Consider the following 20,564-nt stretch of genomic DNA (forward strand, 5'->3'; position numbering starts at 1 on the left):
TCGCCAACACGACCGCGGAGCGAGCATGGCCACTTGCGACCGCAACCGCCACGCACAGCCCACAGACCTCCCCAGCCGATTCGCTCACGTCCGTTCGCTCATCCCTCGCGCTGGTCGCGCCACAGAGGGCGCTCCTGCTTCGCGCCGACAGCCACGGCGGTGCGGTGGCGGTGGACGCCTCGCGCTCGCCAATGTGGCGAGCGCGGGGGGAGGGGTGGGGACTCTGGGCTGCGCCGTTGACGAGAATCTTCGATTCTCGTCTGCCAATCAGAAATCTCCGATTTCTGATGATGGACCTCGTGTCCGGCGCCTCGCGGTCACAAGTGGCCAACGATCGAGATTGCTGTTGCCGTCGCGGTTGCTGTCTCAGAAGTCAACGATCGAGATGCTGTCGCGGTTACGGTTTCTGTCTCAGAACTCTACGAGGGAGACACTGTCTAACCCTCGACCAACCGAGAAACACGAACCACACTCACCAACCACACAAAATCGACCGAACTCACTCCCGGCCACGAAGCACGATCACCGTACTGCTCAGCAACAGACAGCCCACCAGCCCCGCGAACGCGGTGTCGAAGTCGACGTACTGCCCGACGAAGCCGACGTACGTCGCGCCCAGCGAGCCGATCCCGATGTAGACGCTGCGCATCGCGCCCAGATCACCGCCCATGCTGTCGCCCGGGAACGAGTCCATCAGGTACGCCTGCATCACGGGCGGGTACGCCAGCAGCCCCGCCGCGAAGACGGCGACGCTCCCCAGCGCGATTACGGGCGTCGAGGAGACGACGAGACCGGCCAGGGCGGCGGCGGCGACGACCAGCACGGCCGGCGCGAGCAGCCCCCGCGGCACGTGGTCACCCAGCCCGCCGGCCAGCGGTTTCACGACGGCGCCGACGACGAACAGCACCGCGAGCGACGCGTTCGCGACGGCCGGGGAGAGATCCTTCGCCTGGAGATACGTCGGGAGAAACCCCGTGGCCGACTGCCAGGTGAACGCGTACAGCGCGTAGGCAAGAAGGAGCCAGCGCAGCCGCGACACGTCCCAGAGCCGGCGGAACGTGTCGCCGACCGCCAGATCCACGGAGGCGAGCTCGTACCCCTCCTCGCTCCAGACGTGGAGCAGCAGCGCGATCAACAGCAGCGCGGCCGCGATGGGGGCGAACGCTGCCCGCCACGTCGCCACCGCGATCACGACCGTTCCGATCCCGGCCGCCAGGATCCCGCCCACGTCGCCCGACGCGGTGTGGAGGCCGAACGCACGCCCCCGTTTGGCGACGAACAGGTCCGACACCAGCCCCCGCGCCGGCGTGGGGTAGAGGCCGACCCCGGCGCCGATCACGACCGCGCCGAACAGGAAGGCAGGGTACGTCGGCGCCGCCGAGAGCGTGAGAAAGCCGACGGCCGCGAGCGAGAGCCCCGCGACCAGCAGCGTCGTCCGGGAGAGGCGGTCCGAGAGCCGGCCGCTGGGGTACTGGAGGATCGCGTACGTCCCCCAGACGACCGTGATGGCGAACCCCGACGCGCCGCTGCCGATGCCCAGGTTCGTCTCGATGGCCGGCAGCAGCGGCGAGATGCTCAGCCGGCCGGCCTGCAGCAGTGCCCACCCCAGCGAGATGACGAGCAGCAGGCGCCCGGAGTACCCGCGGAACAAGTGCTCCTCGTCGGTCACGTGGCTCACGGCGTAGCTCCCGACGCCGAAGCACTTGAACACGGGCGTACCGGCTGTTCTCCCCTCTACCCCTCGTGGCGGTACGTCCGGGTGGGCTCGCCGCGGAACCGCGGGCCCGCACCGGCGGCCTCGAAGCCGACCGACTCCGCCGCCGAACGCATCGCGTCGTCGTCGTCCCGGAGCACGACTTCGACCGGCAGCCCCTCGGCGCGGGCGAACCGCAGCGGCTCCGCGAGCAGGCGCTCACAGGCTTCCCGGTCGCCGCCGAACTGGGTGACGAACACCGCGTCCTCCCGGGCGTCGAAGCTCACGAAGCCGCGGAGCGCCGACTCGTCGTCGGGATCGTCGTCCGCTGTGCCGTCCTCCTCGGCCAGCACGCGGACGCTCCGCTCGTGGATCACGTTCCTGAGCACCGGCTCCGGCGCGTCGGTCATGGCGGCCATCGCCGCCGCGTCGCGCTCGACCGCGTCGCGGACCTCCATTCGCCCGTCCCTTTCGGCCGTGCGGGCTTAAACGGCGGGGGCGAGCCACGGGATTGATGGCGACACCGACCGATTGCCGAACCATGACCGACGGTCCGAGCCCGCCGGTCGCGCTCGTGATCGCGCTGACCCTCGCCGTCGGCGGGCTCGTCGTGAGCACGATCACCGGACTCGTGGGGACGGTCGGCGGCGCGCTCGTCGGCGCCGGAACGAACCCCGACGCGGCGGTCCCCGTCCTCGTCGGCGTGGTGCTCGTCACCTCGGAAGCGGGGTTCCTCCTCGTCGGCTACGCGTTCCGGCAGACCGACGACGGAGGTGATCTCGTCGTCGACTGGATCGCCCGACACGGGCCGAGCGTTCGCGACGCCGGGCTGATCGCCGTCGCCACCGCCGGCCTCGCCGCGTTCAACCGACTCGCGTTCGCGGTCGGCTCGCTGTTCGGCGTCGATCCCACGACCGCCGTCTCGGCGCCCGAGGAGCTAACCGCCGCCGTCCTGGTGTTCGTGATCCCCGCGATGCTGTTCGCGGTCGGGCCGGCCGAGGAGTACCTGTTCCGCGGGGTGATCCAGGGGTACCTGCGGGAGTCGTTCTCCGCACGGGGCGCGGTCGGCTGGAGTTCGGTCCTGTTCACGCTGGTCCACCTGCCGAACCTCGTCGCCAACCCCGAGTCGGCCGTCGTCTCGATCCCGGTCTGGCTGGCCATCGGCGTCGTGCTGGGGTGGCTGTACGAGCGAACCGGGGCGCTGCTGGTGCCGATCGCGGTCCACGGGCTCTACAACACGATCGTGATCGCGCTGCTGTTCGCGGAGTGGGGGCTGCTCTAGGCGTCGAGCAGTTCGTCCAGCCCCCGCGCGGGGTAGCCGACGACCGTGTCGACGCCGGCGCCGTGGAGCCCCTCGACGCGCCCACGGACCGTCTCCTCGTCGCCGACGATCGCGAAGTCCTTGCTCGCGGCAAGCAGCACCTCGCGGGCGCGACCGGTCGCCGCCGAGTCGGTTTCGTACTCGTCGGGCAGCGCGCGCCGGACGGTCGCCCGCCGGGAGACGTACGCGCCGACGGCGTCGAGGATCGCGTCCTCGTCGTCGGTCAGCACGGTGGGCGCGTACACCGCGAGCTCGCCGTCGAAGCCGGCGGCCCGCAGCGCGCGGGCGTCGCGCTCGGTCGAGCGCGAGAGCAGTTCGAACTGGGGTGCGCCGGTCGCGAGCGCGATCCGTTCGACGCCCTCGGTGCCGACCCAGGCGTCAGGGTAGCGTTCGTGGGCCTCGCCGAACCGGGGGGCGACGGCGCGCTGGCTCTCCGCCTCCGAGAGGTACGCGCCGTTGCCCGCAACGAGCACGCGTCCGACCGCCTCGGGGATCGAGTCCGACAGCGAGTCGTCACCCAGCGGGTCGAACCCGTCCGCGCGGACGGGGGTGGTGACCAACACGTCGGCCGTCTCGGCCAGCGCCCGGAGCGTGCCGGCGTCGGGGAACGACTCGCGGCCCTCGTAGTCGACGACGAGCGTCGACGCCGCGAGGTCGGCCGCGCGCGAGACGTCGACCTCCGTGGGCTTGAGCGCGACTGCGTCGATACCGACACGCGGGAACGGCCCGACATCGCTGTCGCTCGTGGTTCGCCGGGCGGTGCTGTCGGGCTGTGTGGTGTCGGACGTGGTCATAGCTGAAGCTGGTCGGTGGTGCGGTGGCTGTACGAGAACGACGCGGATTTAGACTCGCGGAACGCGATCAATCGCCTGTGCGGCCATTACACCTCCCGGTACCCCGCTCACCCGGATAAGTGTGTCGTCGTTACTCCAACAGCAGCGTGAACCCCCACTCGACCCGCTCCTCGCCGGCGCCGAGGTCCTCGGGGTCGGCGTAGCGGGTGATCGTCGTCTCGAACCGGTGCTCCCCGACCGGGAGGCAGGCGTCGTCCTCGACGCCTGCTGCGTACAGTTCGAGATCCGAGGTGTGGCTCTCTCCCGGTTCGAGCGTCACCGTCCGGTACTCCATCGTCGTCCCGACGGCGGAGTCGAGCCGCCAGCAGCCGGGGTCGGCGTCGTACTCCCCGTCGGCGGGCAGGAGAGCGAGGAAGCCGCCGTCGGAGTACTGGTACTCGAACACCGCCGCCCGGGCCTCGCCGATCGCGATCGCCTCGTCGCCGTCGTTCGTGACCGACACCGCGAGCCGTGGCGGGTGCTCCTCTGTCGCGGCTGGCTCGGTGATCGTGACCTCGACGCCGAGCGGGAGATCCGGCGCGTCGTCGACGCTCGCGAGGGTGACCGCCGGGCCGCCAGTACCCTCGAGCCGGGTCTCGCCGCTGCTGCCGTTCCCGCCCGGGAGGTCGCCGGCCGAACCGTCGACCGTCGGCGCCGAGAGACAGCCCGAGAGGGTCAACAGCGAGGCGCCGGCGAGGAACGTTCGTCGGGTGTGCATACCGAGAAAACGTCGCGTAAGAGCTTGAACACTGCGTAGGGACAAACCCCGGCTTGTCTCACACACAACCACGACGGAGCGTGCGACGGGTCCCGCGCCGTGATCGGTCTACACACAGCCACGGCATCGGCTCCGAGACTGCGTTAACGAGAACTGTCGGTTCTCGTTCGCCAACCAGAACGCAACGCGTTCTGGTGACGGCACGGAGGCCGCAGTCGGTCGCTCGCCGTGAGTGGTCGGCACACAGCCACGGCGTCGGCTCCGTGGTGCCGACACGGAGGTCGGCACAGGTCGCTCGCCGTGGCTGGTTACACCGGGAACTCGGCCTCGGCGTCGACGACGCGGTCGGGGCTCTCCGGCGCGCGCCAGTCGGTAGTGAGTTCGAGCAGCTGCACCAGCATCCGGCCCGTCGCGCCCCAGACGGTGTAGTCGCCGACGTGGAAGTAGTGGACCCGGGTGTCGCCGACGCTCGTGCGCTCCCGACGCTCGGACTCGTAGTTCGCGGGGTCGGTCAGCTCGGCGACCGGCAGCGTCGTGATCTCGGCCACCTCGCGGTCGTCGGGCTCGTAGTCGCGGTCGGGCACCGACGCGACGAACGGCCGGATCGCGTAGCCGGAGGTGGTGGTCGTGTCGTCGAGCTGCCCGACGATCGAGGGTTCGGACTCCAGGAGGCCGATCTCCTCGAACGCCTCCCGGCGGGCGGTGGCGGTCAGGTCCGGGTCGAACGGCTCGTGGCCGCCGCCGGGGAACGCCATCTGGCCGGGGTGGGAGCCGAGATGTTCGGCCCGCTTGATGAACAGCAGTGAGGGCTCGCCGTCCCGCTCGATCACCGGCGCGAGCACGCTGGCCCAGCGCTCCGCGTCGGTGACGGTTGCCGGCTCGTAGCCGCCGAGCCCCGACAGTTCCATACCGCACTGTCGGCGGTAGTCGGTCAAAAACGCTTCGTCGGTCTCAGTCGACGAGCTCGTGCAGGCGCTTGCGTGTCTCTCGGAGCTCCACCGCCCCCCACGCCTCCACGTCGTAGGTCACGTCCGCGAGCAGCGCCACGCGCGCCTCGTCACCCCCGTCGACGGCCGTCGCCGCCTCTCTACGCAGGCGTTCGGCGGCGTGCTCGGCCGCGGTCGCGCGGTCGACCGAGCGCTCGGGCACGTCGAGGATGTGGGGCAGATCCTCGCCCTCGTCGGGGAGCGTCGGGAACGCGACGGGGCCGACGACCAGCGCCGCGTCATCGATCTCGCCGTCGACCGCGTCGGCGGGGAGTTCGAGGAGGTAGTACTCGGCCACGGCCTCGTCGACGGCGTCGGCGACCGCTCCCTCGCGCACGTCGTCGCCGCGCCGGTAGGCGAGTTCGACCAGCGCCTGCGAGAGCTCCTCGCGGGTCAAGGCGTCGAACAGGTCGACGATCCCGGCCAGTTCGTCGTGGGTGGCCTCCTCCATCGGCCGGGAGTGGGGTTCCGGCGGGCATAAACGCCCGGGTCCGCAGGGGAGTCAGTCCGGCGTCGCCGTCCCCCCGTCGACGGTGACGCTGACCGTCGTCTCCCCCGCGGGCGTCCGGACGCCGTACTCGATCTCCTTGCCGTCCTCGGCGTCCCGGATCTCCGCCTCGACCGTGTCGGCGCCGGACGCGCCGGGATCGAGCGAAACAGCGAACCCCTTCGGCATGTACATCGGGTACGAGAAGTTCACCGCGCCGCGGAACGTCCCCGCTCCGTCGCCGACGTTCTCGGCGGTGACGGTGATCTCGAACGTGCTCTCCGGCTCGACCGTCTCCGGGGCATCGGCCGACCACTCCCACACCGGTGGCGGCGCGGTCGCCGTCTCGGCCTCGAGTTCCCACGTCGCCGGCCCGGAGTCCCGGTCCAGTCGAAGCGCGGGCGCGGCGTCGAGTTCGGCCGGCGTCTCGAAGGCGAGCCAGCCGCGGTCCTCGGAGTTGTCGTCGCCGACCGAGTACGCCCGCCCGGGCACGTCGATGGTGACGGGCATCCGGTGGGCCAGCTCCGTGGGCTCGTACTGCTCGCCGTCGGCGACCAGCGTGAACGCCGAGCGGGCGGGGACGGAGTCGGCCGGGCGTGCGTCGACGGTGACGAACACGAACTGGCCGTCGGCGGGCTGAATCCCGTTCCAGTCCACGTTCTCGATGTGGTGGTAGGAGTACTGGACCGCGGCCGCCTCGACGGCCACGTCCGGGGGTTCGCTGGTCCCGGGCGCCGTAGTGGCTGTCGGGCTGTCGCTCGGGGACTCGCTCGTTCCGGGGGTTTCGCCGACACAGCCGGCGAGTCCCGCGGCTACGAGGGCCGCGAGGTACGTGCGTCTGGAGGGCATCGCCACACGGTTCGGACGAACGGGGTAAGTGCTTTCTGCGGGTGGCAAACGAGAAAACACCCAAACGCTAAGACAGTAGACGGCCAAACAGAACCTATGTCCGGAGGCAGCATCGACATCACGGAGTTCGAATCCGGGGAGTCCGACGAGTTCGGCGGCGGGAACCCAACCGAACGGATCGTCGAGTTCCTCGCCAGCCACGACGACCGGGCCTGGAAGGCGGCGACGATCGCCGAACGGACGGGAATCGACGCCGAGACGGTGAGTTCGCTTCTCTCCCGGCTCAAGGAGCGGGAGCTCGTCCGGCACAAGAGTCCGTACTGGGCGATCACCGACGACGAGGAACGACTGGCCGAGGCTCGACGGACGCACGAGGCGACCGTCCGCTACGACGAGCAGTTCGGCGAGGAGGACGAGTCGGAGTGGGAGACTGAGGACTCGGAGGTGCTGGAGTGAGGGAGATCCGGAACGGCGACGTGATCTGGAGCGAGGACCTGTACAAGGACGGGAACGCCGGGCGGCCGCTGCTCGTGATCGGCAACGCGGAGATGACCGAACACGGGATGCAGTTCGTCTGCGTGAATCTGACGTCCAGAGGGTACCACGAACACTCCATCGCGATCAAGGAAGGCGAGTACGAAGACGCACCACTGCCGCTGGAGAGCCACGCCCTCCCGTGGGTGTTCCAGACGCTATCTCGGGAGCACGTCCGGAGCTACAAGACCTGTATCGTTGCGGAGAAGCTCCGAACGATCACGGAGGCCGCGAGGAGCTACCTCGGGCGCGAAGCGTAGCTACCGGACGCGAAAAACGGGAGAACGGGTAATCGACGGAGCGGTACGCGAGTCGGCGGGGGTGGGTGTGAAAGCGGACTAACGGCCTACTTTCACATCGCGCCGCCCATGCCGCCCATGCCGCCCATACCGCCCATACCGCCGCCGGGGCCGCCCTCGTCCTCGTCGCTCGAGGTCGAGAGGTCGCCCGCGGCGATGATGTCGTCGATTTTGAGCACGAGGTTCGCGGCCTCGGTGGCGCTGGAGACCGCCTGCTCCTTCGAGTGGGCGGGCTCGACGACGCCGCCCTCGTAGGTGTCTTCGACCTCGCCACTGTAGACGTTCAGGCCAGCGGTCTGGTCGCCGGCCTCGTGAGCGGCGCGCAGGTCGACCAGCGTGTCGATGGAGTCCAGCCCGGCGTTCTCCGCGAGCACGCGGGGGACGAGCTCCAGGGAGTCGGCGAACGCCTCGACGGCCAGCTGCTCGCGGCCGGTGACGCTGTCGGCGAACTCGCGCAGGCGGCTGGCGAGCTCGACCTCGATGGCGCCGCCGCCGGCGACCACGCGGCCGTCGGAGACGGTGGTGCCGACGACGTCCAGCGCGTCCTCGACGCCGCGCTCGAGCTCGTCGACGACGTGGTCGGTGGAGCCGCGCAGCAGGAGGGTGACGCCGTGGGAGTCGTCGCCCTCGACGTAGAACATCTCGTCGCCCTCGTCACGGCGCACCGAGCCGTGGCCGAGGTCGTCGGCGCTCAGCCCGTCGAACGTACTCACGACGTTGCCGCCGAGCACGTTCTTCAGGAAGCCGATGTCCGAGGACTTCACGCGGCGGATCGCGAGGACGCCCTCCTTGGCGAGGTAGTGCTGAGCGAGGTCGTCGATCCCCTTCTGGCAGAACACCACGTCGGCGCCGGTCTCGACGATCGCGTCGACCTTGTCGCGGAGCTCCTGCTCCTCTTGGTCGAGGAACGACTGGAGCTGGTCGGGCGAGTCGATGGAGACGTTGGTGTCGACGTCGGCCTCGTCGACCTCGATGGCCGCGTCGAGCAGGAGCGTGTCCGCGTCCTCGACCTCGCTCGGCATGTTGTCGTGGACGGGGTCCTTCGAGACGACCGCGCCGTTGAGCAGGTCGCTCTCGGAGACGCCCCGACCCTTCTGGGTCTCGATGTTGAGGTTCGCGAGGTCGACGACGTGGCTGCCGTCCTCGGCCTCGACGGTGACGGCCTCGATGGCCTCGACGATCAGCTGGGCGAGATGCTCCTTGTCGAGCTCCGCGCCCTTGCCGGTCATCGACGTCTCGGCGACTTTCGCGAGGAGTTCGGTGTCGGTCGCGTCGACCTGCCGGGAGATGTCCTCGACCTCCTCGCGGGCCTGCTCGCTCGCGAGGTGGAACCCTTTGATCACCGCGGTGGGGTGAATATCCTGCTCGAGGAGCTCCTCGGCGTTCTTCAGGAGCTCGCCCGCGATCGCGACGGCCGTGGTCGTCCCGTCGCCGGCCTCCTCCTCCTGGGTCTCGGCGACCTCGACGATCATCTCGGCCGTCGGGTTATCGATGTCCATCTCCTCGAGGATGGTGACGCCGTCGTTCGTGATGGTGACGTCGCCCATCGAGTCGACGAGCATCTTGTCCATCCCTTTCGGACCGAGGGTGGAGCGTACCGCCTCGGCCACCGCCCGGGCCGCGGAGATGTTGTACTCCTGTGCGTCCTTGTCCTTCACTCGCTGGGAGTCGTCGCCCATGATGATCATGGGCTGACCGCCGCCTCGCTGTCGTTGACTCATGTTCACTGGCGGATTGTCCGTGGTTCTATATAAATCTGTCGTTGCTGTCGGGTTGACCACCTCCGGCAGCCAGCCCCGCTACCCGCCGAAACCGGCAGCCAACGGGCCGAACGGCCATAAACATGTGTTGGTGTAGCATGCCATAGGAAGTCGATATTTTCCGCCTTTATGTACCGGTCGTGGGCACGCTCCGAAGGCTGGAAACGGGAGGTAAAGGAACCGACAGCGACGGGTCTACGCGGCGAAACCGCAGGCAAGAGAGGAAAGGAGAGGATGGTCGGTGGCCGATCAGTCAGCTCTCGGTGCCGTCACCTCCGTCCGGATCCACCAGATACTCGGCGTCGGCCGCGTCGGGCTCCGGGAGTTCGTCGTCGAACTCCGTCTCCGCATCGCGGGAGGCGAGACGGGACTCCAGCTGTCGACGCTTGTTCCGCCCTTTCCGCTCGCGACCGCTTTTCGTGTCTGGCATCGTCATCCGTGATAACACCACACACGGACATGAACGTTTCGGCGGTGTGCGAGCCGCTCCGGGAGTCTTTCACGAAAGTTCGGAGTGTTACGAGGGACAGAGTAATAAACGATGCGGTATACTCTCACATACAACCGTGTCAAAGAGTACCACGAACCGAACCGCCCGCCTCGCGGACCCGTCCGGGGCGCGGTCGAACTGCGGCGTCGGCGCCGTCGTCGATCTGGAGAGCGGGCCGTCCCACCGGACGGTCGCCGACGCGCTGGAACTGCTCGGCAACCTCGAACACCGCGGCGCGACCGGCGCCGACGCGGACACCGGCGACGGCGCCGGGATCATGCTCCAGCGGCCCGACCGCTTCTTCGAGGGCGTCCTCGACGCCGACCTCCCGGAGACGTACGCGGTCGGGAGCGTGTTCATGCCCGAGGACGCCGCCGCCCGCGAGTCGCTGATGGATCGCTTCGAAGAGCATCTCACCGCCAACGGGATCGAGCCCATCGCGTGGCGCGACGTCCCCACCGACAACGAGGATCTGGGCGAGACTGCCCTGGAGGCCGAACCGGACGTCTGGCAGTTGTTCGTCGCGCCCGACGGCCTCGACGTCGACGAGTTCGACCGCGCGCTGTACGTCGCCCGGAAGGAGACGGAGCACGCGATCGCCGAGGCCGACGTGCCGGGCGCCGAGCGCTTCTACGTCTGCTCGCTCGACCGCGAACGCCTGGTGTACAAGGGACTGCTCACCAGCGAACAGCTTCCCGAGTACTACCCGGATCTCACCGACGAGCGCGTCGAGTCCGAGATCGCGCTGGTCCACGCCCGGTTCTCCACGAACACGCTGGGTGCGTGGCATCTCGCCCACCCCTACAGGGGGATCGTCCACAACGGCGAGTTCAACACGATCCAGGGCAACGTGAACTGGATGCGCGCCCGCGAGACCGACCTCGCGGCCGACGCGTTCGGCGACGACCTCGAGACGCTGAAACCGATCGTCGACGACCCCGAACAGTCCGACACCGCCAGCGTCGACAACACGCTCGAACTGCTCACCAGCACCGGCCGCAGCGTCGAGCACGCCCTGCGGATGCTGATCCCCGAGGCGTACCGCGGCGACGACGAGATGCCGCCGGAACGCACGGCGTTCTACGACTACCACGCCAGCCTGATCGAACCCTGGGACGGCCCCGCGCTCGTCGTCGCCACCGACGGACAGAAAGTCGCCGCGGCGCTGGACCGCAACGGGCTGCGCCCCTGCCGCTACGACGTGACGGGCGACGGCCGGCTGATCATCTCCTCGGAGGTCGGCGCGCTCGACGTCGACGCGGCCGAGATCGAACGCCGCGAGCGCCTCTCGCCCGGGCAACTGCTCGTCGCCGACCCGGCGGAGGGCCGGGTCGTCCCCGACGACGAGGTGTTCGACGACCTCGCCGACGAGAACTACGCCGAGTGGGTCGAACGGGAGCAGCAACAGCTTCCGGAACGCGAGTCGTTCGCGCCGCGGGGCGACGGCGGTCCGCTCCGGGCCAGACAGGCCGCGTTCGGCTACACCCACGACCAACTGGAGCATATGATCGAGCCGATGGCCAGGGAGGGGAAGGACCCCGTGGGATCGATGGGCGACGACACGCCGATCTCCGCCCTCGCTGACCACGAGCGCCCGCTGTTCAGCTACTTCAAACAGCTGTTCGCGCAGGTGTCCAACCCCCCGATCGACTACATCCGGGAGGAGCTGGTCACCTCGCTGGAGACGCGGCTGGGCCACCAGCGCAATCTACTGGACGAGACGCCCGAGCACGCCCGACAGCTGGTGCTGGACTCCCCCGTGCTGACCGACGACACGACCGCGCGGATCAAGGATCTCGACGGCGACGGCGAACTGGGTTCGGCGGTGGTCGACACGACGTTCGAGCCCGACACCGACCTCGAGACGGCCGTCGAGAACCTCCGCGCCGACGCGACCGCCGCCATCGAGGACGGCGCCGACATCGTCGTGCTCTCGGACCGCCGGCTGGGGCCGGATCGGCTGGCGATCCCCAGCCTGCTCGCGACGGGCGCGGTCCACCACTCGCTGGTCCGGAACGGCCTCCGGAACCACGCGGGCATCGTCGTCGAGTCCGGCGACCCCCGGGAGGTCCACCACCTCGCGACGCTCGTGGGCTACGGCGCGGGCGCGGTGAACCCGTACCTCGCCTACGAGACCATCGAGGACGCCGTCGCCGGTCCCGACGGCGCCGACCGCGACGAGGCGATCGGCGCCTACGTCGAGGCGCTGGAGGACGGCCTGCTCAAGACGATGGCCAAGATGGGGATCTCGACGGTCGAGAGCTACCAGGGCGCCCAGCGGTTCGAGGCGCTGGGGCTCGACGACGACCTCGTGGCGGAGTACTTCGAAGGCACCCGCATCCGCACCGGCGGGATCGACCTCGACGGGATCGAGGACGACCTGCGCGCGCGCCACGCGGCCGGCTTCGACCGCGACCCCGAACTCGACCGCCAGGGCGAGTACGAGAGCCGCACGGGCGGCATCCGTCACGGCTGGAACCGGAAGACGGTCGGCACGATCCAGCAGGCGGTCCGGCAGGGCGACTACGGAATCTACGAGGAGTTCGCCGAGCTCGTCGAGGGCGGCGAGCGCGGCCCGGAGACGCTGCGCGGCCTGCTCGCGTTCGACAGCGACCGCGAGCCGGTCGATATCGGGGAGGTCGAGTCGATCGAGTCGCTGGTCGAACGGTTCTCGACGGCGGCGATGAGCCTCGGCAGCCTCTCGCCGGAGGCCCACGAGAACAACGCGATCGCGATGAGCCGCACCGGCGGGAAAGCCAACACCGGCGAGGGCGGCGAGCCGCCCGAGCGGTTCGACACCGAGCGCGCCTGCGAGGTCAAGCAGGTCGCCTCCGGCCGCTTCGGCGTCACCGCCGACTACCTCGCGAGCGCCGAGGAGCTCCAGATCAAGATGGCCCAGGGCTCGAAGCCCGGCGAGGGCGGCCACCTCCCGGGGAGCAAGGTGAACGAGATGATCGCCCACGTGCGCCACGCGACACCGGGGGTCGGCCTCATCTCGCCGCCACCGCTGCACGACATCTACTCGATCGAGGACCTGAAACAGCTGATCTTCGACCTGAAGTCGGCCAACCCCGACGCCGACGTGAACGTGAAGCTGGTGTCGGAGGACGGCATCGGCACCATCGCCGCCGGCGTGGCGAAGGCCAACGCCGACGTGCTGCACATCTCGGGCCACGACGGCGGCACCGGCGCGTCGCCGAAAACGTCGATCAAGAACGCCGGGCTCCCGTGGGAGTTGGGCCTCGCGGAGGCGAACCAGTTCCTCCGGCAGACGGGGATGCGCGACCGCATCCGGGTCAGCGTCGACGGCGGCTTCAAGACCGGCCGGGACGTGGCCGTCGCCGCCGCGCTTGGCGCCGAGGAGTACGTGTTCGGCACGGCGTCGCTGATCACCTCGGGCTGTGTGATGGCCCGTCAGTGCCACGAGAACACCTGTCCGGTCGGCGTCGCCACGCAGGACCCCGATCTGCGGGACCGCTTCCCGGGCGAGCCCGACCACGTCGTGAACTACGTGACGTTCGTCGCGCGCCACCTGCGGGAGATCATGGCCGAGCTGGGGTTCACCGAGCTCGACGAGATGGTCGGTCGGCCCGACCTGCTGACCCAGCCCGAGACCGACCACCCGCGGGCGAGCCAGCTCGACCTCTCGCCGATCCTGGCCGACCCCGGCCCCGAGCCGCGGCGCAAGGTGAAGGAGCAGACCCACCCCGGCGTCGACGACCACTACGACCGCGACCTGCTCGACGCCGCCGAGCCAGCCATCGAGTCGGGTGAGTCGGTCCACATCGACCGCGACGTGACGAACGCCGACCGCGCGGTCGGGACGATGCTGTCGAGCGAGATCGCCCAACAGGTCGGCCTCGACGGCCTTCCGGACGGGACGATCCGGGCCGACCTCACCGGCACCGCGGGCCAGTCCTTCGGCGCGTTCCTGAAGCGGGGCGTGACGCTGAGGCTGACCGGCGCCGCCAACGACTACGTGGGGAAGGGGCTCTCCGGCGGCCGGCTAGTGGTCCAGCCGCCCGACGACGCCGCGTTCGACCCCACGGAGAACGTGCTCGCGGGCAACGTCGCGCTGTACGGCGCGACCGACGGCGAACTGTACGTCAACGGCACCGCGGGCGAGCGCTTCGCGGTGCGCAACTCCGGCGCGACGGCGGTCGTCGAGGGCGTCGGCGACCACGGCTGTGAGTACATGACCGGCGGCATCGTCGCCGTGCTGGGCGACGTGGGCAAGAACTTCGCCGCCGGGATGTCCGGCGGCGTCGCCTACGTGTACGATCCCGAGGGCGACCTCGAACGACGCGCGAACACGGGGATGGTGACGCTCTCGACCCCGAGCGAGAAGGACGAGCGCGTGCTCCGGCGCCTGGTCGAGAACCACGTCGCCCACACCGACAGCGAGCGCGGCCGCGAACTGCTCGACGAGTGGGAGGCCACCCTCGCGGCGTTCACGAAGGTGATGCCCGACGCGTACAGCCGCGTGATCGAGGAGGAGGGTCGCGCCGACGTGCGCGACAGCCCGCCGGCGGCCGTCGCCGACGCCGCGACGCGTCCGCCACGCTCCGCGTCGACGGGCGACTGAGCCGGTCGGCCGGTTCGCGTGGTAACTACCCACACGCTTAACACGGTTCCCGCCCAACTGTCGCCTGCATGGTGCGTACGGTTCCACCGAACGAGGAAGCACGGAGCGTCTTCGAACGCCTCGGCTACGCCGTCTCCGGCGACGGACCGGAGTTCGTCGCGGAGCGGAAGTGGCGGTCCGTCCGGGTACGGACACTCTGCGCGGAGGATGCCGCCCGGCCGGTCGAGTTCGACGGAGAGTATGGCCTCGAATGCCTCGTAACGTGGACCGAATGCGTGGACGAACTCGACGAACACCTCGCCGAACGGTCGCCCGACGGGGAGTTGGCGATCATCGGCGTCGACGACGACGGCGGGTACGAAGTGCACAAAGCAGCATAGCTAACTGCCGCTGCTCCCACCTTTTTACGCGCGACAGCCGAGTGGTAGCCTATGCTGGCGCTCCAGTTCGGGATCGTCGAGGAGGGGATCGACCGGTTCGTCGGGGACATCACCGCCGCGATCCCGCGAATCCTCGCGGGGCTGATCTTCCTCGTGCTCGCGGGGATCCTCGCGAAACTCGTGATGACGGTGCTCCGCGGGTTCCTCCGCCGAACGCTCCCGGAGGACGACGAGGTGTACCGGCGGTTCATCGGCGCCGTCGTGGCCGCGTTCCTCTGGTTCGGGATCGGCCTCTCCTTCCTCTCGATCGTCGGCCTCGACCAGATCGCCGCCTCGATGGGCACCGCCGCCGGCTTCCTCGCGCTGGGGGTCTCCTACTCGCTGTCGAACATGATCGCCGACGCAGTCGCCGGGGTGTACCTCATCCGCGACCCGGACTTCGCGCCGGGCGACCGCGTGAAAGCCGGCGACGTGACCGGGACGGTTCGCGCCATCGAGCTCCGCAAGACGCGGTTCGACGACGAGAACGGCGACACGGTGGTCCGGAGCAACGCCGAGATCGAGAAGAAGTGGACCCGACTCGACGAGGATCTCGAGTCCACGACGACCGACGGCGACGAACGGACCGTGTAACCCGATAGCACGGGTTGCGGGAGACTTATCACCGCGAGTCGCGAATCTCGGCCGATGTTCGTCGGCCACGCGTTACTGGCGTTCGCGCTGGTAGGGGGAGCAGCGGCGCTGCTGGCCGACCGCCGGACCGCCCTCCGTCTAGGGATCGTCGCCGCGGCGTTCGCGGCGGTGCCCGACGTGGACATGGCCTACGCGCTGGTCGGGCTCGTCGGCGCCGACGGCGGCGTGATGGGGACGGTCCAATCGTTCTGGGCGGCCAGCACCGCCGTCCACCGCACGATCACTCACTCGCTGCTGGTCGCGCCCGTCGCCGCCGCGCTCGCGGCCGCGTGGCTGCACGGGCGACGCGACAGCACACACTCGTGGCTCAGCGTCGCGATCCTGCTCGGTGGGGGGCTGACCGCCGTCGCCGCCGCCGTCAGCGGCGCGCTCGGCGGGGCCGTGATGGCCGTGTTCGTGATCGCCGCCGCCCTCGTCGCCGAGGGGGTGGGGCGCTACACCACCTTCGGCGCCCGGGCGACGTTCGCCGTCGCCCTCGTCGGCCTGCTCTCACACCCGTTCGGCGATCTTGCGACCGGCGATCCGCCCGCGTTCCTCTACCCGCTGTCGGCGCCGCTGGTGACCGAGCGCGTCGCGCTCTCGGCGGACCCGACGCTCCACCTGCTCGGCGCGTTCGGCGTCGAACTCGCCGCGATCTGGGCCGGGCTGCTGGTAGCGATGTGGCTGCTCGAACGGCCGATCCGCGATGCGATCGACTTCCGAGCCGTCGCGGGCGCCGGCTACGCGCTGGCCGCGCTGGCGATCCCCGCACCGACGCTCGAGTTCTCCTACCCGTTCGTGTTCTCCGTGCTCTCGGTGGGGATGATCGGCGTCGTCCCCCGGGTCCGCCTACCGGACGTCGAGATCGAGCCTCCCGACGCCGTCGGCGCCGCGCTCACGGGGCTGGCGGCGGTGACGCTCGCCGGCGCCGCCTACGCCGTCGCGTACGTCGCGCTCTAGAGGCCGAGCGCCAGCGGGCCGAGCAACACCCCCATGAGGTACACCCGACGCGCGCCGATCCGGACCGCGATCAGCCCCACCAGCGTCGCGAGCGAGAACACCGCGACCCCCGCCGGCCCCGCGAACAGCGCCGAGAGGGCGACGAGCAGGCAGAGGACGGCGACCGCTAGCCGTCGCTGATCCAGTCGCGACACCACCCGGAACGCCGCGTCACCCAGTAGGCCGACGAGGACGAACCCCGTCGCGGCCGCGACGACGACCACCGGCAGGAGCACGGAGAGCGACAGCGGCACCCCCGCGTCGTCGACGGCGACGAGGACGCCCGATCGCGGCGCGCCGAGCGCGACCAGCGCGAACAGCGAGAACACGGCGGTCGAACTGTTCGCGCCGCTGGTGGCGACGACGAACCCCCGGAGGTCGCTGCGGGCCGGCACCGCGGGGAGCGAGACGGTCGCGGCGACGCCGGCCGAGACGCCCGGGAGGTAGCCCACCGCCGCCCCCGAGAACCCGCCCGCGGCTGCGGAGACCCCCAGGTCGAGCGGCGGGATCGCGAGCGCGGCGTCGTCCTGTTCGGGGACGCCGCCGCCGTGGAGCGCGTCGAGCAGCACGGGCGCGCCGAACAGCCCGCCGAACAGCGGGGCGAGCACGCCGCCCGTGATGGGTCCCGAGAGGGAGAGGCCGAGTACTGCTGCGCCGAGCGCCGTCGCCACCCCGAACGCGAGCAGGCCGGCCAGCCGCGCGCTGTGGGACGGTTCGGTGGCGAGCAGCACGGCGAGCACGGCCGCGGCGACCAGCGGGAACCACCGAGTCAGCAGCGGCGCCAGCCGGAGCATCGCCCACGTCACTGGGAACGCCAGCAGCGTGGCGACGGCGACCGCAGCACCCGACCCCAGCGCGGAGAGTCGGAGTGCCTCGCGTCCGCGGCCCCGGAGAACCAGCCGGTGGCCCGGGAGCGCGGCCGCAGCCATCGCGCCGTCGGGCACCCCCAGCGCGAGCGAGGGGACGATGTCGAGGAACGTGTGCACGACGCCGGCGGCGAGCATCGCCGCGCCGAGCGCCAGCGGATCGAGCGGGACCTGTGGCGCCGCACCCGCCAACAGCAGTGCGAAGTTGTTCGCGTGCAGCCCCGGCACCAGCCCCGAGCAGGTGCCGAGCAGACAGCCCGCGACCGTCGCGAGCGCGACGGGGACGAGCGCGGCGGTGTCGGCCCGGGGGCCCAGCGGGACGCCCGCGACGCTGCCGAGCACGCCGGCCGCGGCTGCGAGGAGATCGACGAGCGCGTGGGTGAGCGGCGGCGGGGACCACATCCGCGCAGGAGTGGTCCCGTCACCCTACTTCAACTTCGGGGTGTCGACGATGCCGTCCGGCCCTCACTGGATCGTCTCCCCCTCCGCGGAGACAGTGATCACCGTACAGTCGAGCTGTTCCTCCAGATACCGGCCCACGTCGGGCGACTCGAACAGCCGGTTCAGCATCTTCCGCCAGCGGCCGGCCTGTTTCGAGCCGATCACTACCACGTCGGCGTCCTCGTCGGCCACCTCCTCCATGATCGTCTCCTCGACCAGGAACCCCTGCCGGACGACGTAGCGCGCGCGGTCGATCTGCCCGACCTCGGACTCGACCTCGCGTTTGAGATCCACCCGGCTCACGTTGTGGTTGTTCTGGAACAGGTCGACGTGCAGCACCGTCAGGTCGGCGTCGCGCTCCTCGGCGATCCGGACGGCCTCCCCCAAGGTCGCCTTCGAGTGTTTCGAGAGCGGGTACCGAACGGGGACGACGACCAGCGTCATGGGAAGCACTGCGACGGGGGCGGACAAATGCGTACCGCTCAGGAGTCGAACGTCACGCGCCCCTCGACCGCGACGTCGAGGCCGCCGTTGCGGGCGTGCTCGGCGAGCACGTCGTGCTGGATCCCGACCTCGCCCGCGCGGTGGCGCTGCTCGATCGTCGGGAACTCGTGGTCGGAGTGGAGCAGGTACTCCGCGGTCGCGACGGTGTAGCGCCGGTCGGGGTCGATCGGCTCGCCGTCGACGTGGGCGTCGAGCAGTTCGCCCGCCTCGTCGTCCCAGCGCAGGCTGGCGCCGCTGAGGTGGGCGTGCCACCAGTGGGGTTCGCCGAACTGGAGTTCGGCGCCGTCGGCCTCGCTGAACGCTTCGAGCAGCTCCCGGCCCGTGAGCTCGACGACGACCACGGGCTCCTCGAAGGGGAGCACGCTCACCAGATCCGCGAGCGTTACCTCCCCTTGGAGTGGCGGCCCCTCACGGATCCCGCCGCCGTTCTGGAGCCCCACGTCGGCGTCGGCCGCGGTACGGTAGGCGTCGGCAACGAAGTTGCCGATCCGGGACTCGCCGCCGAACGTCGTCTCGTCGGTGCGTTCGAGCGGCTCGTCGACGGTCGCGACCGTCTCGTTCAGGCCGGCCGCCTCGCGGCGCCGCCGGAGCGCGTCGGTCAGTTCCTCGTGGACGGGACCGTCACTGGGATCGATCACGCGCGCGCTCGCGGCGCTGCCGCCGTCGCCCCGTGCGTCCGAGACTCCATCGCCGGCGCCGCCCGCCGGCGAGTTCGCCCCGAGTTCGACCTCGACGAACTCGTGGCCGTTCACGCCCGGGCGGGTGCAGAGCGTCCCGTCGACGTACTCGGTGCGGACGCTGTGGACGTGGCCGCCGAGAACCGCGTCGACGTCGACCCGGCGGGCGAGTTCGTCGTCGCCGCCGCCGAGATGCGAAAGCGCGACCACGTAGTCGACCCCCGCCGCGCGGAGTTCGTCGACCGCTTCCTCGGCAGCCTCGTACGGGTCGGTGAAGGTGAGCGGCGCCGCGGCGGGGTTGATCGAGTCGGTCGCAGGGTCGGTCAGGCCGAAGAAGCCGACGCGTTCGCCGTCGGCCGCCTCGATCGTCCACGGGACCACGCCCTCGTCGGCGCCGAAACGCTCGCCGTCCTCGTCGCGGGCGTTGGCGCTGACCCACGTGAAGGCGCTGTCGGCGACGATCTGCCGGGTCGTGTCGGGGCCGTAGTCGAAGTCGTGGTTGCCGAACGTGTCCGCGACGGTGTCGGCCGCGTCGGCGAAGTCGAGCACCTGCCGCCCGCTCGCGGCCAGCGACACCACGCCGGGCGCGCTGTTGTCGCCGGTGCCGACCACGAGCGCGTCGTCGCCGTCGAGTTCGCGCAGGCGGCCGGCGAACCGGCCTGCCCGCTCGGCGTCGTCGTAGAGGTTCTCGATATCTGAGTAGTGGAGGAGACGAACCATCGAGTACGCGGGAAGAAACGGCCGGCAAGCAAGAAGCCGTCGGGAGCGGGCCGTCAGTCCTGGAGTTGGAACGCGACCTCGACCTCGACCTGGTACTCCCGGTCATCGACGCTCGCGACCTCGACGCCGAGCTCCTGCACTTCAGCCCACTTCACGTTGTCCAGCGTGTCCTCCGCGCGGTCGATCGCGTTGTCGGCCGCGTCGTCGAAGCTCTCGCTGCTCGATCCGATCAGGGTGATCTTCTTGTGGACCATCACGTCCAGGTTCGGGGAGCGAGCACATAAACTGGGTGGCCGTCAGACGACCGCACGAGCGCCGTCGGTGGCGATAGTTTTTGCTTCCCTCCGTCCAACGGTCGGCTATGGAAACCGACAACAGCTACGTCAACGCCCTGATCGGGGCCGCCGTGACCGTGGTCCTCTCGTTCCTCGGGCTCTCGCCGCTGCTGGGCGGCGCGGCCGCGGGCTACCTCGAACGTCGGGACGGCGGGCGCGTCGGCGCGCTCGCGGGCCTGTTCGCCGCGCTCCCGATGGCGGGTGTGGTGGTACTACTCGGCGGGTTCCTCTTCGCCTTGCTCGGATTCGGCGACGCGTTCGCCGGCGGCATCGCGTTCCTGCTGCTAGGGGTGCTGTTCGTCGTCGTCTACACCGTCGCGCTCTCGACGGTCGGCGGCATCGTCGGCGTCTACCTCGCCGAGGAACTCCGCGACTGAGCGGTCGCTGATCGATCGACAGCCGCGCCGCTGGCGGG

Annotated in this window: 21 protein-coding genes; 8 read left to right on the forward strand and 13 right to left on the reverse strand. The window is 70.2% G+C overall.

Annotation, left to right across the window (positions count from 1 at the left end; translation table 11 throughout):
* Positions 1-499 precede the first annotated feature (499 nt).
* Positions 500-1,711 carry an MFS transporter gene (locus tag B4589_RS07405; protein ID WP_255246138.1) on the reverse strand — a complete coding sequence of 404 codons (1,212 nt, stop codon included), beginning with the start codon at positions 1,709-1,711 and terminating at the stop codon, positions 500-502.
* Positions 1,712-1,734: 23 nt separating this feature from the next.
* Complete coding sequence (locus tag B4589_RS07410) at positions 1,735-2,151, reverse strand: hypothetical protein (protein ID WP_079233662.1); 417 nt, start codon at positions 2,149-2,151, stop codon at positions 1,735-1,737.
* Between the two features lie 83 nt (positions 2,152-2,234).
* Here B4589_RS07410 and B4589_RS07415 point away from each other — a divergent pair, with 83 nt between their 5' ends.
* Positions 2,235-2,975: a CPBP family intramembrane glutamic endopeptidase gene (locus B4589_RS07415; protein WP_143414288.1), complete on the forward strand. Its 741-nt coding sequence runs from the start codon at positions 2,235-2,237 to the stop codon at positions 2,973-2,975.
* On the opposite strand, the gene B4589_RS07420 is transcribed toward B4589_RS07415, so the two are convergent.
* From B4589_RS07420 to B4589_RS07440, 5 genes are all read right to left on the reverse strand, one after another.
* Positions 2,972-3,808, reverse strand: a complete 837-nt coding sequence (locus tag B4589_RS07420) for a luciferase (protein WP_255246139.1) — start codon at positions 3,806-3,808, stop codon at positions 2,972-2,974. The genes B4589_RS07415 and B4589_RS07420 overlap by 4 nt on opposite strands.
* A 130-nt stretch (positions 3,809-3,938) precedes the next feature.
* Positions 3,939-4,565 (reverse strand): hypothetical protein, encoded by a 627-nt coding sequence (locus B4589_RS07425; RefSeq protein ID WP_079233664.1) that lies wholly within the window; start codon positions 4,563-4,565, stop codon positions 3,939-3,941.
* Between the two features lie 308 nt (positions 4,566-4,873).
* Positions 4,874-5,473, reverse strand: coding sequence for a CoA pyrophosphatase (locus B4589_RS07430; protein ID WP_079233665.1), 600 nt, complete (start codon positions 5,471-5,473; stop codon positions 4,874-4,876).
* Positions 5,474-5,516: 43 nt separating this feature from the next.
* Positions 5,517-6,002, reverse strand: a complete 486-nt coding sequence (locus B4589_RS07435) for a hypothetical protein (protein ID WP_079233666.1) — start codon at positions 6,000-6,002, stop codon at positions 5,517-5,519.
* Positions 6,003-6,053: 51 nt separating this feature from the next.
* Positions 6,054-6,887 carry a hypothetical protein gene (locus tag B4589_RS07440; RefSeq protein WP_079233667.1) on the reverse strand — a complete coding sequence of 278 codons (834 nt, stop codon included), beginning with the start codon at positions 6,885-6,887 and terminating at the stop codon, positions 6,054-6,056.
* A gap of 96 nt (positions 6,888-6,983) precedes the next feature.
* On the opposite strand from B4589_RS07440, the gene B4589_RS07445 reads away from it, so the two are divergent.
* Positions 6,984-7,343, forward strand: a complete 360-nt coding sequence (locus B4589_RS07445) for a helix-turn-helix domain-containing protein (protein ID WP_079233668.1) — start codon at positions 6,984-6,986, stop codon at positions 7,341-7,343.
* Complete coding sequence (locus tag B4589_RS07450) at positions 7,340-7,681, forward strand: type II toxin-antitoxin system PemK/MazF family toxin (RefSeq protein WP_079233669.1); 342 nt, start codon at positions 7,340-7,342, stop codon at positions 7,679-7,681. Before B4589_RS07445 ends, B4589_RS07450 begins: the two co-directional genes overlap by 4 nt.
* A 92-nt stretch (positions 7,682-7,773) precedes the next feature.
* Here B4589_RS07450 and thsB read toward each other — a convergent pair whose 3' ends face one another.
* Both thsB and B4589_RS07460 read right to left on the reverse strand, forming a co-directional pair.
* On the reverse strand, positions 7,774-9,441 hold the full coding sequence (thsB, locus tag B4589_RS07455; protein WP_079233670.1) for a thermosome subunit beta: 1,668 nt from the start codon (positions 9,439-9,441) through the stop codon (positions 7,774-7,776).
* 292 nt (positions 9,442-9,733) lie between these two features.
* A complete protein-coding gene (locus tag B4589_RS07460; protein ID WP_176330504.1) occupies positions 9,734-9,910 on the reverse strand; it encodes a hypothetical protein in 177 nt (58 codons plus the stop codon).
* Positions 9,911-10,046: 136 nt separating this feature from the next.
* Here B4589_RS07460 and gltB point away from each other — a divergent pair, with 136 nt between their 5' ends.
* The 4 genes from gltB (at position 10,047) to B4589_RS07480 (ending at position 16,567) form a co-directional block, all read left to right on the forward strand.
* Positions 10,047-14,555, forward strand: coding sequence for a glutamate synthase large subunit (gltB, locus tag B4589_RS07465; RefSeq protein WP_079233672.1), 4,509 nt, complete (start codon positions 10,047-10,049; stop codon positions 14,553-14,555).
* A gap of 71 nt (positions 14,556-14,626) precedes the next feature.
* Positions 14,627-14,935 (forward strand): hypothetical protein, encoded by a 309-nt coding sequence (locus B4589_RS07470; protein ID WP_255246140.1) that lies wholly within the window; start codon positions 14,627-14,629, stop codon positions 14,933-14,935.
* A gap of 51 nt (positions 14,936-14,986) precedes the next feature.
* A complete protein-coding gene (locus B4589_RS07475) occupies positions 14,987-15,568 on the forward strand; it encodes a mechanosensitive ion channel domain-containing protein (protein ID WP_079233674.1) in 582 nt (193 codons plus the stop codon).
* Between the two features lie 54 nt (positions 15,569-15,622).
* Complete coding sequence (locus tag B4589_RS07480) at positions 15,623-16,567, forward strand: metal-dependent hydrolase (protein ID WP_079233675.1); 945 nt, start codon at positions 15,623-15,625, stop codon at positions 16,565-16,567.
* Here the strand turns inward: B4589_RS07480 and B4589_RS07485 are convergent.
* From B4589_RS07485 to B4589_RS07500, 4 genes are all read right to left on the reverse strand, one after another.
* Positions 16,564-17,874 (reverse strand): tripartite tricarboxylate transporter permease, encoded by a 1,311-nt coding sequence (locus B4589_RS07485; protein WP_079233676.1) that lies wholly within the window; start codon positions 17,872-17,874, stop codon positions 16,564-16,566. The genes B4589_RS07480 and B4589_RS07485 overlap by 4 nt on opposite strands.
* 63 nt (positions 17,875-17,937) lie before the next feature.
* Complete coding sequence (locus B4589_RS07490; RefSeq protein ID WP_079233677.1) at positions 17,938-18,357, reverse strand: universal stress protein; 420 nt, start codon at positions 18,355-18,357, stop codon at positions 17,938-17,940.
* A gap of 38 nt (positions 18,358-18,395) precedes the next feature.
* Positions 18,396-19,814, reverse strand: a complete 1,419-nt coding sequence (locus B4589_RS07495) for a bifunctional UDP-sugar hydrolase/5'-nucleotidase (protein ID WP_079233678.1) — start codon at positions 19,812-19,814, stop codon at positions 18,396-18,398.
* Positions 19,815-19,867: 53 nt separating this feature from the next.
* Complete coding sequence (locus B4589_RS07500) at positions 19,868-20,068, reverse strand: dodecin (protein ID WP_079233679.1); 201 nt, start codon at positions 20,066-20,068, stop codon at positions 19,868-19,870.
* Between the two features lie 107 nt (positions 20,069-20,175).
* Between B4589_RS07500 and B4589_RS07505 the strand changes: the two genes are divergently transcribed.
* Positions 20,176-20,526, forward strand: coding sequence for a DUF5518 domain-containing protein (locus B4589_RS07505; RefSeq protein WP_079233680.1), 351 nt, complete (start codon positions 20,176-20,178; stop codon positions 20,524-20,526).
* The last annotated feature ends 38 nt before the right edge of the window (positions 20,527-20,564 follow it).

It is taken from the genome of Halolamina sp. CBA1230, assembly GCF_002025255.2.
Classification (GTDB): domain Archaea; phylum Halobacteriota; class Halobacteria; order Halobacteriales; family Haloferacaceae; genus Halolamina.

Excerpts from the sequence above, each read along its gene's own strand:
- B4589_RS07480 (WP_079233675.1), top strand. The coding sequence starts at position 15,623 with ATGTTCGTCGGCCACGCGTTACTGGCGTTCGCGCTGGTAGGGGGAGCA.
- B4589_RS07490 (WP_079233677.1), bottom strand. The coding sequence starts at position 18,357 with ATGACGCTGGTCGTCGTCCCCGTTCGGTACCCGCTCTCGAAACACTCG.
- B4589_RS07500 (WP_079233679.1), bottom strand. The coding sequence starts at position 20,068 with ATGGTCCACAAGAAGATCACCCTGATCGGATCGAGCAGCGAGAGCTTC.
- B4589_RS07505 (WP_079233680.1), top strand. The coding sequence starts at position 20,176 with ATGGAAACCGACAACAGCTACGTCAACGCCCTGATCGGGGCCGCCGTG.
- B4589_RS07475 (WP_079233674.1), top strand. The coding sequence starts at position 14,987 with ATGCTGGCGCTCCAGTTCGGGATCGTCGAGGAGGGGATCGACCGGTTC.
- B4589_RS07435 (WP_079233666.1), bottom strand. The coding sequence starts at position 6,002 with ATGGAGGAGGCCACCCACGACGAACTGGCCGGGATCGTCGACCTGTTC.
- B4589_RS07420 (WP_255246139.1), bottom strand. The coding sequence starts at position 3,808 with ATGACCACGTCCGACACCACACAGCCCGACAGCACCGCCCGGCGAACC.
- B4589_RS07410 (WP_079233662.1), bottom strand. The coding sequence starts at position 2,151 with ATGGAGGTCCGCGACGCGGTCGAGCGCGACGCGGCGGCGATGGCCGCC.
- B4589_RS07460 (WP_176330504.1), bottom strand. The coding sequence starts at position 9,910 with ATGCCAGACACGAAAAGCGGTCGCGAGCGGAAAGGGCGGAACAAGCGT.
- B4589_RS07495 (WP_079233678.1), bottom strand. The coding sequence starts at position 19,814 with ATGGTTCGTCTCCTCCACTACTCAGATATCGAGAACCTCTACGACGAC.
- B4589_RS07425 (WP_079233664.1), bottom strand. The coding sequence starts at position 4,565 with ATGCACACCCGACGAACGTTCCTCGCCGGCGCCTCGCTGTTGACCCTC.
- thsB (WP_079233670.1), bottom strand. The coding sequence starts at position 9,441 with ATGAGTCAACGACAGCGAGGCGGCGGTCAGCCCATGATCATCATGGGC.
- B4589_RS07445 (WP_079233668.1), top strand. The coding sequence starts at position 6,984 with ATGTCCGGAGGCAGCATCGACATCACGGAGTTCGAATCCGGGGAGTCC.
- B4589_RS07440 (WP_079233667.1), bottom strand. The coding sequence starts at position 6,887 with ATGCCCTCCAGACGCACGTACCTCGCGGCCCTCGTAGCCGCGGGACTC.
- B4589_RS07485 (WP_079233676.1), bottom strand. The coding sequence starts at position 17,874 with ATGTGGTCCCCGCCGCCGCTCACCCACGCGCTCGTCGATCTCCTCGCA.
- B4589_RS07430 (WP_079233665.1), bottom strand. The coding sequence starts at position 5,473 with ATGGAACTGTCGGGGCTCGGCGGCTACGAGCCGGCAACCGTCACCGAC.
- B4589_RS07415 (WP_143414288.1), top strand. The coding sequence starts at position 2,235 with ATGACCGACGGTCCGAGCCCGCCGGTCGCGCTCGTGATCGCGCTGACC.